The 15,648-nt window shown below is 69.7% G+C and carries 14 protein-coding genes and 3 pseudogenes; 8 read left to right on the top strand and 9 right to left on the bottom strand.

What is annotated here, in order from left to right:
- Window positions 1-2: 2 nt before the first annotated feature.
- From OHU35_RS31885 to OHU35_RS31865, 5 genes are all read right to left on the bottom strand, one after another.
- On the bottom strand, window positions 3-671 hold the full coding sequence (locus OHU35_RS31885) for a thioredoxin domain-containing protein (RefSeq protein ID WP_359888828.1): 669 nt from the start codon (window positions 669-671) through the stop codon (window positions 3-5).
- A 59-nt stretch (window positions 672-730) separates the two neighbouring features.
- A complete protein-coding gene (locus OHU35_RS31880; RefSeq protein WP_359888831.1) occupies window positions 731-1,408 on the bottom strand; it encodes a hypothetical protein in 678 nt (225 codons plus the stop codon).
- Between the two features lie 128 nt (window positions 1,409-1,536).
- Window positions 1,537-2,139, bottom strand: coding sequence for a response regulator transcription factor (locus OHU35_RS31875; RefSeq protein WP_189721766.1), 603 nt, complete (start codon window positions 2,137-2,139; stop codon window positions 1,537-1,539).
- The gene (locus tag OHU35_RS31870) at window positions 2,136-3,248 is read right to left on the bottom strand and encodes a sensor histidine kinase (RefSeq protein WP_405507710.1); all 1,113 of its coding nucleotides are present in this window, start codon (window positions 3,246-3,248) and stop codon (window positions 2,136-2,138) included. Before OHU35_RS31870 ends, OHU35_RS31875 begins: the two co-directional genes overlap by 4 nt.
- Entirely contained in the window at window positions 3,248-3,502 is a 255-nt protein-coding gene (locus OHU35_RS31865) for a hypothetical protein (RefSeq protein ID WP_189721768.1), read from the bottom strand. The genes OHU35_RS31870 and OHU35_RS31865 overlap by 1 nt, the downstream gene beginning before the upstream one ends.
- A gap of 165 nt (window positions 3,503-3,667) precedes the next feature.
- On the opposite strand from OHU35_RS31865, the gene OHU35_RS31860 reads away from it, so the two are divergent.
- Entirely contained in the window at window positions 3,668-4,552 is an 885-nt protein-coding gene (locus tag OHU35_RS31860) for an ABC transporter ATP-binding protein (protein ID WP_405507708.1), read from the top strand.
- A gap of 66 nt (window positions 4,553-4,618) precedes the next feature.
- The gene (locus OHU35_RS31855) at window positions 4,619-5,338 is read left to right on the top strand and encodes an ABC transporter permease (protein ID WP_405507706.1); all 720 of its coding nucleotides are present in this window, start codon (window positions 4,619-4,621) and stop codon (window positions 5,336-5,338) included.
- Window positions 5,339-5,361: 23 nt separating this feature from the next.
- Here the strand turns inward: OHU35_RS31855 and OHU35_RS31850 are convergent.
- Window positions 5,362-5,601 (bottom strand): annotated as a pseudogene (locus OHU35_RS31850) (GntR family transcriptional regulator); the annotation flags it as partial.
- A 186-nt stretch (window positions 5,602-5,787) separates the two neighbouring features.
- Here OHU35_RS31850 and OHU35_RS31845 point away from each other — a divergent pair.
- The 6 genes and pseudogenes from OHU35_RS31845 to OHU35_RS31820 all read left to right on the top strand — a co-directional run bounded on the left by OHU35_RS31845 (window position 5,788) and on the right by OHU35_RS31820 (window position 9,032).
- Window positions 5,788-6,321 (top strand): DUF4232 domain-containing protein, encoded by a 534-nt coding sequence (locus OHU35_RS31845; RefSeq protein ID WP_405507704.1) that lies wholly within the window; start codon window positions 5,788-5,790, stop codon window positions 6,319-6,321.
- A gap of 191 nt (window positions 6,322-6,512) precedes the next feature.
- Window positions 6,513-6,731: a hypothetical protein gene (locus OHU35_RS31840; RefSeq protein WP_405507702.1), complete on the top strand. Its 219-nt coding sequence runs from the start codon at window positions 6,513-6,515 to the stop codon at window positions 6,729-6,731.
- A 191-nt stretch (window positions 6,732-6,922) separates the two neighbouring features.
- A complete protein-coding gene (locus OHU35_RS31835) occupies window positions 6,923-7,276 on the top strand; it encodes a hypothetical protein (protein ID WP_189721773.1) in 354 nt (117 codons plus the stop codon).
- A gap of 174 nt (window positions 7,277-7,450) precedes the next feature.
- Entirely contained in the window at window positions 7,451-7,942 is a 492-nt protein-coding gene (locus tag OHU35_RS31830; protein ID WP_229872779.1) for a CinA family protein, read from the top strand.
- Between the two features lie 192 nt (window positions 7,943-8,134).
- A pseudogene (locus OHU35_RS31825) lies at window positions 8,135-8,280 on the top strand (ArsR family transcriptional regulator); the annotation flags it as partial.
- A gap of 398 nt (window positions 8,281-8,678) precedes the next feature.
- Entirely contained in the window at window positions 8,679-9,032 is a 354-nt protein-coding gene (locus tag OHU35_RS31820; protein WP_189721775.1) for a hypothetical protein, read from the top strand.
- A 1,023-nt stretch (window positions 9,033-10,055) separates the two neighbouring features.
- Here the strand turns inward: OHU35_RS31820 and OHU35_RS31815 are convergent.
- From OHU35_RS31815 to OHU35_RS31805, 3 genes and pseudogenes are all read right to left on the bottom strand, one after another.
- Window positions 10,056-10,151: pseudogene (locus OHU35_RS31815) on the bottom strand (flavodoxin family protein); the annotation flags it as partial.
- Between the two features lie 674 nt (window positions 10,152-10,825).
- Entirely contained in the window at window positions 10,826-13,042 is a 2,217-nt protein-coding gene (locus OHU35_RS31810; RefSeq protein ID WP_308400963.1) for a glycoside hydrolase family 3 N-terminal domain-containing protein, read from the bottom strand.
- A gap of 234 nt (window positions 13,043-13,276) precedes the next feature.
- Window positions 13,277-15,571 (bottom strand): glycoside hydrolase family 65 protein, encoded by a 2,295-nt coding sequence (locus OHU35_RS31805; protein WP_189721777.1) that lies wholly within the window; start codon window positions 15,569-15,571, stop codon window positions 13,277-13,279.
- Between the last annotated feature and the right edge of the window lie 77 nt (window positions 15,572-15,648).

Raw genomic sequence — 15,648 nt, 5'->3', positions numbered from 1 at the left:
GGTCAATCGCCGAGCCTGCCCTCGATGAGCTTCTTGAACTCCTCGTAGGAAGCGGGCGGTTGAACCTTGGATCCGTCGATGAGGAAGGTCGGGGTGCCCTGGACGCCGAGGCCGAGGCCGTCGCGCTGGTCGGCCTGGATGCGTCCGGCCGTCTCCGGATCGGCGAAGTCGGCGTCGAACTGCTTCATGTTCAGGCCGAGTTCCTCGGCGTAGCCGCGAAAGACGGTCGCCTTCCACTCCTGCGACTCGCCCCACTCCTTCTGCGTGGTGAAGAGCTTGGTGTACATCGCCTCGAACCTGCCCTGGCGGGCGGCGGCCTCCGCGGCGCGTGCGGCCGGCTCGGCGTTGCGGTGTCCGGGCATGGGGAAGTAGCGGGCGACGAAGGTGACCCGGTCGCCGTACTCCTCACGCAGCCGCTCCACGACCGGGTAGTACGCCCCGCACGCCTCACACTCGAAGTCGAGGAACTCGACGATGGTGAGTTCGCTCTTCTTCGGCTCGGTCAGCCGGTGGCTGGAGGCCCGGACGGGCAGCGCCTCGGCGGCGGGCCGCACGTCCGCCCCGGCCCTGCCGCCGTCGTCGGGCCTGAGCAGCAGGTAGGAGCCGAGGGCCGCGGCGAAACCGGCCACGAGTACGGCGGCGACGATCAGGTGCTTGTACAGCTTCTTCATGATTCCTCGGTGGGGGTGACGGCCCCGGCCCGCCGGCCGTCGTCCCCGCCGCGTGCCCGTCAGGGCAGGCAGGGACCACCGATCGGCATCGGCCGGAGAAGGGGCGGGACGAACGGACCGCGCCCGTGACGCGGGGGCGCCCTGCCCTCGTTCAGCCGCACCAGCAGCGCCGACACCGGCGGAGCGGCGCTCTCGCGGACCGCGACCTGAGGGCCGTTGCCGTGGCGGCCGCCCAGCAGCGGCCACAGGAACCGCAGCAGACGTCGTACGACCGCCCAGAGCGTCCCGCTCTGCCACAGCAGCCGCTCGGTGAGGCCCAGCAGACGGGCGGCGAGCAGCAGCGTGACCGCATGGCCGGCCAGCACCACCCCGGGCGACGGCCCGGCGACCGCGTCGTGTTCGGCCAGCCGGGACAAGCCGCCGCCGGAGCCGCCGTGTTCCGCCACCGCCGCACACGCGCCGGGCAGTGAGTACGCGGCGTGACAGGCCAGTTGCGCGGCGGCGAGCACCGCGAGCACCTGGGTGTCCGTCAGCCTCCGCCGCGTCAGCGCCGTCGCGCCCGGCACCGCCACCGCGGCCGTCCCGGCCACGATGATCCACCGAGGGGCGTGGCACTGCGCCAGCACGTGCCCGGCCAGCGGCAGCAGCACACACAGCACGGCGAGCAGACCCGCCCTGAGCCCACGCAGCGCACCGGACGCCGGGGAGGCGGGTCCTCTCGGGCGGTGCGGTCGCATCAGGTTCGGGCCTTCGGGAGCCGTCCGGGGCCGGACGGACGGGGGGCGTCAGGCTGCGAGGACTCGGTTCCCCGCATGTGCCTCGGCAGCGTACCGGGCGACGGCTGACGCTCCCGCAGTGCCCGCCTCTACAGCCAGTCGTGCTCCCAGGCGTAGCGCGCCGCTTCGTGCCGGGTCCGGGTCTGGGTCTTCTGCATGGCATTCGAGAGGTAGTTGCGTACGGTGCCTTCCGCCAGGTGGAGGCGGGCGGCGATGTCGGCGACGGTATAGCCGTCGCGCGTGACGCGCAGGACGTCGATCTCCCGGTCGGTGAGGGGGCAGTCGTCGACGACGGCGAGCGCGGAGACGTCCGGGTCGATCCAGCGCTTGCCGTCGTGCAGCGTGGTGATGACCGACGTGATGTGGGCGGGCTCCGCCGACTTGCTGACGAAGCCCTGGACGCCCAGTTTCAGGGCCTTGCGGAGCACTCCGGGCCTGGCATGGCGGGTCAGCATGAGGATCACCTGCTCCGGCCGGGCACGGCGGATCTCCGCGACGGCGCCCAGTCCGTCCACACCGGGCATCTCGAGATCGATGACGAGCACGTCGGGCTGGTGCTTGAGCGTGGCCCGGACCGCCGATTCGCCGTCCTGCGCTTCGGCGAGCACGGTGATCTCGTCCTCGAGGCTCAGCAACGCCGCCAGCGCCTTGCGGAGCAGAGCCTCGTCGTCGGCCAGCACCACGGTGGTCATCGGTCAGTCCTCCCGTACGAAAACGCCGCGGCCGTGCGGAAGCGCCCGTCCGTCTGCTCCACCGTCAGCTCACCGCCGTGGTCACCCACTCGCTCCCTGAGCGTGGACAGTCCGCTGAGCCCGGAAAGGGGAGCCGTCCCCGCGCCGTCGTTGACGATGGTGATGCCCGACTCCGCGAGAGTGATCCGCACCTGCGTGGCCTGCGCGTGGCGCAGGATGTTCGTCGTCGTCTCCCGCAGGACCTGTCCGAGCAGCTCGTTGGCCCGTTCGTCGACGTCGGCCTCACGGTCGACCCGCACGCGGATGCCCGCGGCTTCGAAGAGGTTCTTCGCGTTCTCCAGCTCCACGGACAGATTGAGCCGCCGCTGCGCGTACGCCAGCTCCTTGGTCTGGGTGATGGTGTCGCCGACCAGGGCGCGCACCTCCCGCAGTTCCTCCTCCACCCGCCCGATGTCACTGCGCACCAGCTTCTCGGCCAGCGCGATCTTCAGCTTCACCACATGCAGCGTGTGGCCCTGGATATCGTGCAGATCACTGGCGAAGCGCACGCGCTCCCGGACGACGGCCAGCTCCGCTTCGCGTTCCCGTGACTGCTCCAGCTCCTCGACGAGGTCGTAGAAGACCTGCCCGGCGAACATGCCGCCGGTCACCACGACCATGACGCCTGCCGGGGTGAGGACATAGAGGAGCAGGACCTCCGGCACATCCGCCGGTGCGACCAGCAGCCGGGCCGCGCCCACGGCGGCGACGAAGGCGATCAGCCCGCCGGCGGCCACGATGCGGTGGCGCGGCAGCTTGGGCGCGTACAGCGGGCCCAGGACGGAGATGCCGTAGAACGCCGTGTGGCCGTCCACGAACAGCACCCCGGCGAGCCACACCATCGCGGTGATGATCAGGCACGGGAGGACGACCCGCGAAAAGCCTTTCGCCGTCCATCGCGCGGAGGCGACCAGTGCCGCGGCCACGCCCAGGCTCAGGATGACGGCGTCCCACCACGTCCGGGCATCGACCGCCACCAGCAGGGTCCCGACGGAGGCGTTCACCGCGACCATCGTGGTGACGTTCAGCCGGCGCAGCCGTTCCCGTGTTCCCCAGCGGTCCTCGGACATCAGGTCCTTCCCCGCGGCGGCCTCACCGCTGAGTCCGCACGCTGGGTCCGCACGCTGAGCAGCGGGATCGCCGAGGCGCTCGCCACCATGAGGGCCGCGGCCGTCCACATCAGCCACTGGTTGTTCTCGAGCCAGGACTCCATGTCGTCAGGGTAGAGACCGACGCCGAGGTGGTGGACGAGGAAAACCGCGCAGACCAGGAGAAAGACGGCCGCATTGGCCGTCAGCAGCATGCGCAGGGGTCTGGTGTCCATGTACGGCGCTCCGGGGTCGAACAGCACTGTCTCCCCGGCAGTGTTCGGCCTGCTCACGGGCGGCACCAGTGACACCACGTCATGGGTTCACCCCCCGAGATGTCACGCCGCGACGATGACACCACGGCACTGCCGGACCAGCGTGAAGACGGCTGAGATCGACACATGACCTCGACACCAGTCATCGACGTTGAACGCCTCAACCTCAGCTACGGCGACTTCCACGCCGTGAAGGACCTGTCGTTCCAGGTGCGGAAGGGGGAGCTCTACGCGCTGCTCGGCACGAACGGGGCCGGCAAGACCTCGACCCTGGAGACCGTCGAAGGCCACCGCGCGGCCACCTCGGGCACCGTGCGGGTCTTCGGCCAGAGCCCCCGCGACCGGCGGTCCGTGCGGCCCAGGATGGGCATCATGCTCCAGGAGAGCGGGTTCTCCCCGGACCTGACGGTGAAGGAATCCGTCCGGATGATCGGAACGCTCTCCCGGCGCCGGGACAGGGTCGAACGCGTCCTCGACATCGTCGACCTCACGCACAAGGCCAGCACCAAGGTGTCCCAGCTCTCCGGCGGCGAGAAGCGGCGCCTGGACTTCGCCACGGCCGTGTACGGGAATCCTGAGCTGATCTTCCTCGACGAGCCGACCACCGGCTTGGACATCCAGTCCCGGGACGCCCTGTGGGACGCCGTGGACAAACTGCGCGAAGACGGATCCACCATTGTGCTCACCACGCACTACCTGGAGGAGGCCCAGGCGCGCGCCGATCGCGTCGGGCTCATGCACAAGGGCGCCTTCCACCAGGAGGGGACCGTCGCCGAGCTGACGCGGACCCTGCCGGCCGCCATCCGCTTCTCCCTCCCGGCCGCCGCACCGGTGCTGCCGCTGCGGGCCACGCGTGAGGGTGACGGACGGTTCCTCGTCGAGACCTTCGGCCTGCAGGAGACCCTCTACGCCCTGCTCGACTGGGCGCACGCCAACGGGCTGGAGCTGCGCGAACTCGAAGCCGGGCCGACCCGGCTCGACGACGTCTTCCGCGCCATCGGCGACGACTAGCCCCTCCCCCGACGGCAAGCGGCCCCGAGCCCTCCCCCGGAACCTCCCAGGAAAAGGCCTTTCACCATGCTCTCAATCGCTCTCGGCGAGCTGATCCAGATCTTCCGGAACCGGCTGGTTCTGGTCACCAGTTTCATCATGCCCACGGCGGTCAGCGCATACTTCATCCGCCAGCACGAGGTCTTCGCGGACTTGGGCAGCCTCGGATACATCGCGGCGGTGGTCGTGTTCACCGTAGGGGCGTTCGGGCTCTACACGACCACGGTGACCACGCTGGCCTCGCGCCGTCAGAACCTCTTCCTCAAGCGGCTGCGATCCACCCCGGCGGGCGACGCCGGCATCCTCTCCGGACTGATGCTCCCGGTCACCGTCCTGGCGCTGGTCCAGGTGGTGGCGATCCTCGCCGTGCTGGCCGCGGTCGCCGGCGAACCGGCCCATGTTCCCCTCCTGGTGGCGGCGGTCCTCTCCACGGTCGTCATGATGCTCGGGCTGGGACTGGCCACGGCCGGACTGACGAACTCCCCCGAGCACGCCCAGGTGACCACGCTGCCGGTCAGCCTCGGCACCATCGCCGTCGCCAGCTGGGTGGGGATCACCGGCACCGAGGAACTCACCCTGCTCAAAAGGCTGCTCCCCGGCGGATCGGCCACCGAACTGGTCCTCAACGCCTGGAACGGCGGCGTCCCCGTGGCGGACTCCCTCCTCCTGCTGGCTCCCACCCTGAGCTGGGTCGTCGTCGTCATCGCGCTTGCTTCCCGCCTGTTCCGCTGGGAGCCGCGCCGGTGAGCGCGGACAGCGCGGACAGGGGGTCAGGCCTCGCTTCCCCTGAGGCCGCTGCGCACGAGCCCGACCACCTCGTCCTCGGACAGGCCGAGGGCGTTCGCCTCGGACACGAGCGCACGCACCTGCTCCAGGAGGCGTGCGCGGGCCTGGGTGCCGGCGAGCACCACCGCCCCGCGCCCGCGTCGCAGCTCGATCAGCCCTTCGTCGCGCAGCCGTTGTTAACCGCGGAGCACGGTGTGGAGGTTGACCCCGAGTGATTCCGCGACGTCGGCTCTCCCCCCGTCCCAGCACACCGTTCCAGGCGGTCAGCGTCTCTGCTGGTCAGCCCCCGTTCCAGCGTTCCGGCGTCCCGTCATCACCGCCACCTGTGGCGGGCGGGACGGATCGCGGAACAAGCTGCGGTCGTCCCAGCAGCCCGCTGGACCACCCACTTCCGCACGATGGAGATCTTGATGCGTTCGCGCTTCGCCGCCCGCCCCGCCCGCCTCGCCCTGGCCGCCGTCGCGGCGGTGGCCCTCACCGCCACCGCCACCGCGACCGCCACCGCCGCCTCCGCCGCCGACAGCCGAGGCAGCGCCGCGCGGGCCTGTGGAACCAAGGACCTGACCTTCAAACTCACCACGGAGACGCAGGCGGGTGGCTACTTCCTCGTCACCGCAAAGGCCAAGTCGGGCGTCACCTGCTACCTGAAGGGCGTCTTCCCCTCCGCGTCGTTCGGCTCGGCCGCCGACACCGAGGTGGCACCGGCCGAGCACGCCGTCAGCGAGAACGTCGTGCTCTCCGGCTCCACCCGGGCCTACGCCGGCATCAACCCCAAGACCACCAACAACGACTACGGCAAGGAGTTCGACCGGCTCCACCTCTCCGTCGCGGGCGACGAGGCCAACTCCATCAGCCTCGACCTCCCCGAGACCGCCCTGGTCGACAGGCCCGTCGCCACCAACTGGCACGCCGACCCGGCCGACGCCGTCCCGTTCTCCGGCTGACGCACACGCGGGGCGCCTCTGGGTAGTGGTGCTCGACGGGGAGGTGGAGGCGGCCGGGGTCAGACTGCCGGTCGCCTTCCGGCCGGTGGAGCCCGCCGCGCTGAGCGGCTGGCTCAACGCCCTGAAGAGGGCGACCGAGTAGCGCCGTTTTGGCCTAGTTACGCATGCGCCGCTTGATCGTTCAGCAGTGCATGACCAACACGCGACGCACCCTCGCCGCCCTGGCTCTCGCGGGGGCTGCCCTGACCGCCACCGGCACAGCTCATGCCGCCGACCCCGGCGACAAGAGCGACCAGACCCGTAGCACCGCCGGAAGCACGAGCGAGAACAACCTCCTCCGCAGAACAACCAACGCCCTCAGCCCGCTCACCAGCCTCCTCCCGGTGAATGTCAACGACCTCGGCCACTAGACAATGTTCCGGCCGTGACTCCGGGCCCCGGGGATCTCATCGTGATCCCCGGGGCTGACTCATGAAGTGTTCGGCCACGGACGATGCACGGCACGGTCCGCAAAGGGTATTTCCGTAAGGCAATCGCCACACCAGCCCCAACCTAATTCAGCGCTGTTTTCCTGGGAATTCTCGGGATCTCGCTGTTCTTGGTGGTCCTGATGAACCGTCGGAGACGCCCCGCGGCCGACCCCGCGGCGGATGAGCCGCTCGCCGGGAACGAAAACGCAAGGCCGATCACCTACGACGTCTTCCTGTCGAGCCCCATGGCCTCACTGCCCTCCGACGAGGACTACGAGTCCCACCGGCTCGGAATCCTCCGGGTCCTGGAAGCCCTGGAACGCGATTGCCGGTTCAAGGTCTATTACGCGGGTGAGCGGCGCCCGACCAAAGCCAGTTTCGAACGGCCGGACGTGGGCGCCCACCGCGACTCCGCCGCCCTGCGCGAAAGCGCGCGCTTCCTGCTGGTGATGCCGAAGGACCTGGTATCCGTCTGCCGTTCATGATCCGCCAAGCCGCGCAGTACAGCCCGGACTTCCCACGCTGCAAGGAGTACGAGTACCAGCGGATCGACGACATCGTGCGTGACATCGAGGAGAGCGGGACCTCCCTCTTCGACTGATTCAATGAGCACTCGCGGCGACGGGCACCCCGGCGCAGCCCGCAACGGAGGAGTCTTTGTGACACTGCAGGACATCGCGGCACGGCTCGGTTCGCTGCTCCGCGCCGGCGGTCTGTCCGTCAGCACGGCGGAATCCCTCACCGGCGGCATGCTCGGCGCGACGATCACCGGCACCCCCGGCGCATCGGACTACTACCGCGGGGGCGCGATCACGTACGCGACGGACTCCAAGGCGACGGTCCTCTCCGTCGCCGAGGTGACCCTCACCTCCGACGGCCCCGTGAGTCCTGCGACCGCCGAACAGATGGCGCGCGGTGTACGGGAGTTGTTCGGGAGTTCCCTGGGTGTCTCGACCACCGGCGTCGCCGGCCCCACCGGCCAGGACGGCAAGCCCGTGGGACTCGTCTACATCGGCGTCTCCGACGCGGAGCGCACGGTCAGCCACGAGTTCAGAAGCAGCGGCTCGACACGCGACGAAGTGCGCAGCCAGGCCGTGGAGCGGGCACTGAGCCTGCTAGTCGACCATCTTGACCGGCCGGAGAAGAGCTGACGGAGCAGGCAACTGGCCATTGAGCGCGCCCCCAAGCCCGGCCAGGACCACACCGACGAGTTCACCTTCGGCCGCACCCTCGTCCTCGACACCCTCCACCCGGACCAGCGCCGCAACACGCCGCCCCTGACGCAACCCTGAGGCACCCCCGCTGTCAGCCGTTTCTGACAGGTACGACGGAAAGGGGCCGCGATGCCCGAGGTCCCGCCTCCGGCACCGACGGGCGACGAGTTGCTGAAGGTGCTCTCCGTCTGGGCAATCCGCACCGCTTGCGGATCGTCGCGGCGCTGCTGGAGAGCCGGAACTACGTCAGCGCGCTGGCAGGCGAGGTACCGGTCGGATGAGCCCGAGGGCACGGGTCAGCGCGAAGCGTCACAGGTGTTGACGAAGTTCTTCGCCACGCTGCGTACACAGCACATCTGGCCTGCCAGCGTCGCGGCAGCACGCTGGACGTCAGGTTGGTCTTCCGCCCAATTGCGTACGGTCGCCTGGCACTTGCCGGACTTCAACTTGCGGAGGCCGTGGATCTACTCCCATCAGCAAATGTACCCTTGGACACGAATATTTGGGCATGCACCTGAATAGGAAGCCATATTTGGGTCATCGCGGATGAGGGTGTAACACGGCAGCGCTTACAGGACGCAGGGGTAGGCAGAAGCGGGGCGACGAACCGGACTGCATTTCGGCATCCGGGGCGAGCGTGCCGACAGGACAACCCCCACAGATCGGATTTCTAGTGAGCAACTTCGACCCGGCTCCCGGATATCAGACGTACAACCAGCCCTCGGGCCCGGAGCGCCCCGTACGCGAGCAGGCCACCGCACGACGTGCGGCCCTGGCGGTCTGCACGATCGCCGACATTGCGGCTGGTTTCCTTGGCCTGTGGATCCTGCTGTTCCTGCTCGATGCGAACCAGGCGAATGTATTCGTCGACTTCGTGCGAGGAACGGCGGACTTGTTGGCCTGGTGGTCGCAGGACATTTTCACGATGGACACAGAGGGCCTACGTGTTGTCCTCAACTACGGCCTCCCGGCCGTCATGTATTTGCTGATCGGTCATGGGATCGCCGCACGGCTGAACCGAGCCTGACGACATACCCGGCCTTCACAAAGCCCGCCCCGAACAACCGCAATCAGCACCCTCACGCATACGACGGCGGCTGCGCCCGACCGCACCGGTACGGCGGTGGAGGAGCCCCCGGCGGGGGCTGCCGAGGGCGGATCGCCGGACGAGCTGTCGGCGCGCCGGGCACCCCAAGAGATTGTTGTGCTCGCCGAGGCGTCAACTTCCTGCCCGTTGGTTCACTCTCCGAGAGAGTGAACGAGGGATGTGTGGTGCCATACTTTCGGTCACGACCGGAGGGCCGGGTGACGCCGAAGAGGGCGTGAGTGGCTGCGGCGCCGCACCGACGGCGGGACGGCAATGAAGCGGTAGGGGCAAGGGCGCTCGAAACCTGCTGCGCCGGATTGGCCAGACCCGTCCGCTTCTCACTTTCGGTGTTCGGTCGGGTGCGCTGCGCGCTACGGAGTATTCCTCGCCTGTCCGGGCGGCGTATGTGCGACCGACCCGGCGGCGGATCGCACCCATCGGCATGCTCGGTGCGCTGCTCGGTTCAGCCGCAACCGCCACCACCGCGCACGCGCGCCCCCTGATCACGACCCACATCGTCAACATCAAGACCGGCGGCGTCTGCTGCCGCACAACTGGGGCGACGGCTTCCAGGACGGATGGGTGCACTACGTCTGGGACCGCGGCCAGACCCTCGGAGCCGACCAGTGGGAGTTCGAGCCCGCCTCATGACCCCGCACTACGGCACCGCCGGCTTCCCCTGGCCGGCCCGCTGATGATGGACCCGGCACCGGCGGCAAGCCGTCCCGCGCGTCGCCCCGGCACGGAGCGGGCCGGGTCGCTGACCTCGCTCTGCAGGACGCGACGCGCGCCGCCCTCGCCTGCCTGACCGCCGCACAGGATGCAGCCCCGGCCGTGACCGCGTCGGCCGCCTCGCACTCCGAACGACCACGACCACGACCAGGCTGTGCCGCACGCCGTCGGCCGTGGCATCAGGGCCGACGGCCCAGCGTGCTCCGCGGGCAGCGTCATGGGGCGAAACAGCCCTTGTCCGCCCGCGTCGAGGTACGACGGCACGAGGCCGGCCGCGCCGATCCAGCCCGCATCCGCCTGGGGCGGGATCGTGTAGCCGAGGTGCCGGGCACGGGCCACCACCACGGGCACGACAACCGCCGCGATCCGCCTTCGTCGACGGCATCCGCGACTCCGTCCGGCGCCTGGCGCAGCCGGGCTTCGACGACCGCGTCCAGGTGTTGCCGGCCGCGCTGGGCCTGCGCGCCGAGGTGATGGGCAGCCTCACACTGGCCCGCGACATCGCCCTGCGGGCGGCGCTGATGTGACAGCGCTGGGGCCGGCAGGCCAGTGAGGCTCTCGGCGAGTTCTGCCGCTACCCGGCTGGCCGGTCCCGACCTGTTCTCCCCGCGCGACCTCGCAACGCCTTTGATGGCGTTGATCACCTCTGGTGTTCCGACCGGACCGGTGCGGCTCGGCCTGTGAACAGGCAGCCCGCTCGGCGCAGTCCAGAGCACCAGGAGTCAGGTGTCTCGGCCGCTGAGCCTCCTCGACACAGGTTCTGATCGTGGCGGCGAGGAGGCACAGGTTCCGGTTGCCGGGCAGGCTCGACGGAGGCGACCTGCTTGCCCGCGGTGAGCGGGACGGTGGCCGCGTGGAGGTTCATCGTGCTGATCCCTCCGGGTGCGGTCGGTCCAGGTCACGGTGAGCTTCCCGCTCTGCGGGCTGTTCCCACAACCGTCGAAGTCGCCTGCTGAGGCGTCGGCGTCGCGGCTCGCTGCACCGTGCCGGCGCGGCGGATGTCATGGCCGGCTGAGGGTGAAACGGGCGCGAAGCAGGGCGGCGGCGCGTGAGTTGGGGCCGACGAGCAGGTCGAACGCTCCGGGCTCGACGATCCGGCGCCCTTCTGCGTCGACCAGGGAGCATGCCGCGGCGGGGATCGCCAGCCGGATCCGCACGCTGTCGCCGGGTGGAACCGTGACCTGCCGCCAGGCCTTGAGTTCCCGCTCCGCCCACGTGACGCTCGTGACCAGGTCCGTGATGTAGGCCTGCACGGTCTCCAGTACCGGCCGAGTGCCGGTGTTGGAGACGGTGACTTCGGCGTGAATCACGCCGTCCAAGGCGACGACTTCATCGAGGATGGCCAGGTCGGTGTACTCGATCGTGCTGTAGGACAACCCCTCCCCGAAGGCGAAGAGTGGTTCCTGGGTCAGGTCGGCGTAACGGTCACCATGCTGGCCGCGCACCTGGTTGTAGTAGACGGGCTGCTGCCCGACATGGCGTGGCACGGTCAGGGGCAGGCGTCCCGACGGCTCGATGAGACCGAGGACGAGCTCGGCCACCGCCTGGCCGCCTCGCATGCCGGGGTTGAACGCCTCGATCAGCGCTTCCGCCGCCAGCGCGGCATCGGGGAGTACCGAGGGCTTGCCGTGGACCAGCACCACGACGACGGGTGTGCCGGTGGCGACGAGCGCCTCGAGGAGGGCGACCTGTCCGCCCTGCAGCTCCAGGGTCGCGGTCGAGCAGGTTTCCCCCGTCAACGCGACGGTGTCTCCGACGACGGCGACGACGTAGTCAGCCGCGCGCGCGAGGCTCACCGCCTCCGCGATCTGAGCCTCGTCGACGGGGGCGGGCGCGAACAGGGGCGGGCGTGGCTGTCCGTCGGGGTACAGCGGTCCTTGCGGGTCCGGCACGAAGCGCCCGATGTCGGCGCCGCGGGCGTGGGTGACCGTCCAGCCGTCGGGGACGGCTTCGCGGAACCCGTCGAGCACCGTCGTGACGGTCTCGCGCGGGTGCCCGTCCGGCATCCAGTCCACCTGGCCGGATGCGCCGGCCCAGTCGCCGAGCATGGCCTGCGGGTCGTCGCCGTTGGGGCCGATCACGGCGATCGTGCGAGGGCTCCCGGCAGTGAGGGTGTGGCCCTGACCGTCCACGGTCAGTCCGCCGTCGAGCGGCAGGGTGCCGTCGTTGCGCAACAGCACCAGGGACCTTCGGGCGACTTCGAGGTTGAGGGCGGTGTGCTCGGCGCACCCGATCACGTCGGCCTGACGTGCGCGGTCCGGTGTGCGGGGGTCCTCGAACAGGCCCAGTTCCAGTTTCAGTTTCAGGATCCGCCGGACCGCCTCGTCGATCTCCGACTCCCGCAGCCGCCCCTGCGCGACTGCTTCCTGGGCGCCCTCGAAGAAGTCCGGCGTGGTCATCACCAGGTCGTTTCCGGCCTGCACCGCGACCGCCGCGGCCTCCACAGCGTCCGCGCAGACCTTCTGCTCCCACACCATCCGGCCCACGTTGTCCCAGTCGGTCACGAGCGTGCCGGTGAACTCCCATTCACCCTTGAGGACATCGTTCAGGAGCCACCTGTTCGCCGTGATCGGGACCCCGTCCATCGCCTGGTAGCCGAGCATGAACGTGCGGCAGCCCTCGCGAGCGACTTTCTCGAACGGCGGCAGAAACCATGATCGCAGCTTGCGCCGGCTCAGGTCCGCCTCGCTCGCGTCGCGTCCGCCCTGTGTCTCCGAATAGCCCGCGAAGTGCTTGGCGCAGGCCAGAACCGCTGTCGGGTCGTCCAGTCCCGCTCCCTGATACCCGCGGACCATCGCGGCGCCCAGCTCCCCGATGAGCAGTGGGTCCTCCCCGAAGGTCTCGTTCACCCGTCCCCATCGCAGGTCGCGGGTGATGCACAGCACCGGCGAGAAGGTCCAGTGGATGCCCGTCGCGGCGACTTCCACTGCGGTGGCCCGGGCCATGCGCTCAATGAGCTCGGTGTCCCAGGTGCAGGCCATCCCCAACTGCGTGGGGAAGATCGTGGCACCCGGCCAGAACGAGTGGCCGTGGATGCAGTCGTCAGCGACGAGCAGCGGGATGCCCAGCCTGGTGGCTGCCGCCAGCTCGACGGCAGCGTGCATGCGTTCGGGCGAGGCGTGCAGGATCGACCCGGCCAGCTTCGTGGCCACGGCGTCCTCCAAGTCGCCCCGGGCGTCGAGCTGCAGCATCTGTCCGACCTTTTCCGGCAGCGTCATGCGGGCGAGCAGATCCTCCAGGCGTTCCTCGAGCGGCCTGGACGGGTCCCGGTAGGCCGGCGAGGTCGTGGTGGCTGAGCCCGCGGGGCGGTCTGGGCGGGAGGAAGACTCCGCTCCTGCCCCCTGGCCCACGGTTGCCGGGCTCCGGTGTGCTTCTGAACTCATGAGTTCGATCTCCTGGGAAGCTGTCGAGACGGCGCATCCGGGTGTCGTCGCCCTCGGCCTTGCTCGCGGTCACGCTCTCCTCGACGCGCCGGCGAGGTCACCCGTGGGCAGCGGGTCGGGCCGGCGGGTCGGCAGGATCAGCGGCGCGCCCTGACGCAGTGGGTGTGTCACGCCCGTGACTTCGACCGTCGTCGGGAGACCTCCGGTCAGCGTGATCGTGGTGTGCTCCGGGCCGATCGCGACGTCGAACTCGCGTCCCTGCCACAACATCCGACGCAGGGTGAGGCCGTCCAACTGATGTGGCAAGGTCGGGTCGAGCCTGAGTCGGTCCTCACGCCATCGCATCCCGCTGAAGCCGTAGAGAAACACCTGCAGGAAGCCGCCCTGTCCGGTGGTGAACGTGAACGCGCCCCCGTGACGCTGCTCGGCGAACTGGTTGAACGGTCCGCGCATGAACGGGTCGACGCTGCGCCGCATGAAGTCGTAGGCCGCGGACCCGGGCGTACCCAGCGCGGCGTGGGCGATGGAGTGGATGGAGTCGGTCATGGACGGTCCGTCAGGGTCGGTGCGCGGCACGTAGTGGTCGAGATCGTTCCGCGCGACCTCGGCGGGCATGGGGTGCTCCCAGGGGTACTGCAACATCACCACGTCGGCCTGCTTGATGGTTTCGCCGTCGTAGCCGTCGTACTGCGGATGGATGCCCATATCGTCGTCGTACGGGACCCGAAGGCCGTCGGCGACCCGGTCCCACTCGTGGTCCGCGGCCACACCCACGACCTTCGCCACCCGGGTGGCGATCCGCAGGGTCTCCGCGGCCGCGACGTTGGTGTACGCGCTGTTGTCGACCGGGAAGTGGTACTCGTCAGGACCCATCACCTGCTTGATGTCGTAGCCACCGTCGTCGTGAGGAACGGCGGAGCTCGCCCAGAACTCGGCGGCACCCTTCAGTACCGGCCAGGCCTTGTCGGCGAGCCAGTCGCGGTCGCCCGTGGCGAGGTAGTACTGCCAGTGGGCGAGGGCGATGTCGGCGGTGATGTGGTGCTCGAGGTCCCCCATTTCCCAGCCCGGTGGGGTCTGTTCGTCTCCGTGCAGCGCGCTCTCCCAGGGGAACCTCGCGCCCGCGAACCCTGTTCGGGCCGCGTACTCCTGGGCAGCGGTCAGACGCTGCTGTCGATAGGTGTTCATACCCGCCGCGATGTCCGGGTGCTGGGCCAGCAGCGCTGGGTACATCCAGGTCTCGGTGTCCCAGAAGACGTGCCCGTTGTAGCCGTCGCCGGACAGGCCGCACGGGGACAGGCTCCAGTTCACCCCGGCGCGGGTGCTCTCCAGCAGGTAGAACATGCTCGCGCGGACCTGCTGTTGCAGCACCGGGTCCCCCAGGACCTCGATGTCGGCCCGCCACAGGTCGGCCCACGCCGCCTCGTGCTCGGCCAGCAGGTCCCCGTACCCGGTGTCCGCCGCGGCCGCCGCGGCGGCGCGAGCAGCCGGCAACGGGTCGTCGGAGTCCTGGGAGCTGGCCACGCCGACGTACTTGGTGACCGTGTACGTGCTGCCGGCCCGCACTTCGAAGGTCGCCTGCACACCAGCCGACTGGACCTGGTCGGTCTCGAACTCGGCGACGTGTGCCGCCACCCCGGTGGGCAGTTCCAGTCGCGAGGCTAGCGCCGCGGTGATACCCGTGCCGAGCGTTGTCACCGTCTCGTACGACTCGGCCGCCGCACGGCCGTAGCCCTTGGTCGACCGTTCGGTCAGCCTTGCGCTGGTTCCGTCGAAGACCCCGGACACGCGTGCGCTGCCATTCCAGTGCGGGGTGAAGGTGAGCTGGACCGCGGCCACCCGATGCCGGGCCCGGTGGACCAGTACCTGGTAGGTGAGATCGGTGCGGCGGCCCGCCGGTGAGGTCCACGTCGCTCGTGTGGTCAGCAACCCGGCCCGCAGGTCCAGTGCCTGGCGGTAGTTGCTCACCGCTCCCTGCTCCAGGGCGTCCTGTTCGCCTGCCCGTGCCGCCCGTGGCAGCCGGCCGTAGGTGCCCGACTCGTCGGAGAACGCGAGGGTGGACCAGGTCGGGATGTTCGCGTACTTCTCGATCGGGCCGTCCTGGGCGAAGAAACCGGCCAGGTGCGCTTGGGTTTCGATCGGCGTCGTCGCGTATCCCGTCCCCGCCGCGGGGATCCGGCCGCCGAAATAGCCGTTGCCGAGGAAGGTCGGCGCGTAGTCGTCGTCGGTTTCGGTGGTGCTGAGCGTCCACTCGGTGCCGGGCCGGGACTCTTCTGTGGGGGTGTGGTCGTCGTGACCGGGAGAAGCGTGCCGGGACCGCGCGGGTGCCGGGTCGTGGGTGGGCTGGTCGGATCCGTGGGGGGTCATGCGTGCCCTTCTCGGATGGGTGTTGTCGTGGGGTGCGTGGGCGGGGAGCGCCGGAAGGCATGGGTGTGGCCCGGAGT

Source organism: Streptomyces purpurascens (assembly GCF_045040895.1).
In the GTDB taxonomy this organism is placed as follows: domain Bacteria; phylum Actinomycetota; class Actinomycetes; order Streptomycetales; family Streptomycetaceae; genus Streptomyces; species Streptomyces purpurascens.
The sequence above is the reverse complement of the archived record's forward strand: the minus strand, read 5'-3'. Positions and strand labels throughout refer to the sequence as shown.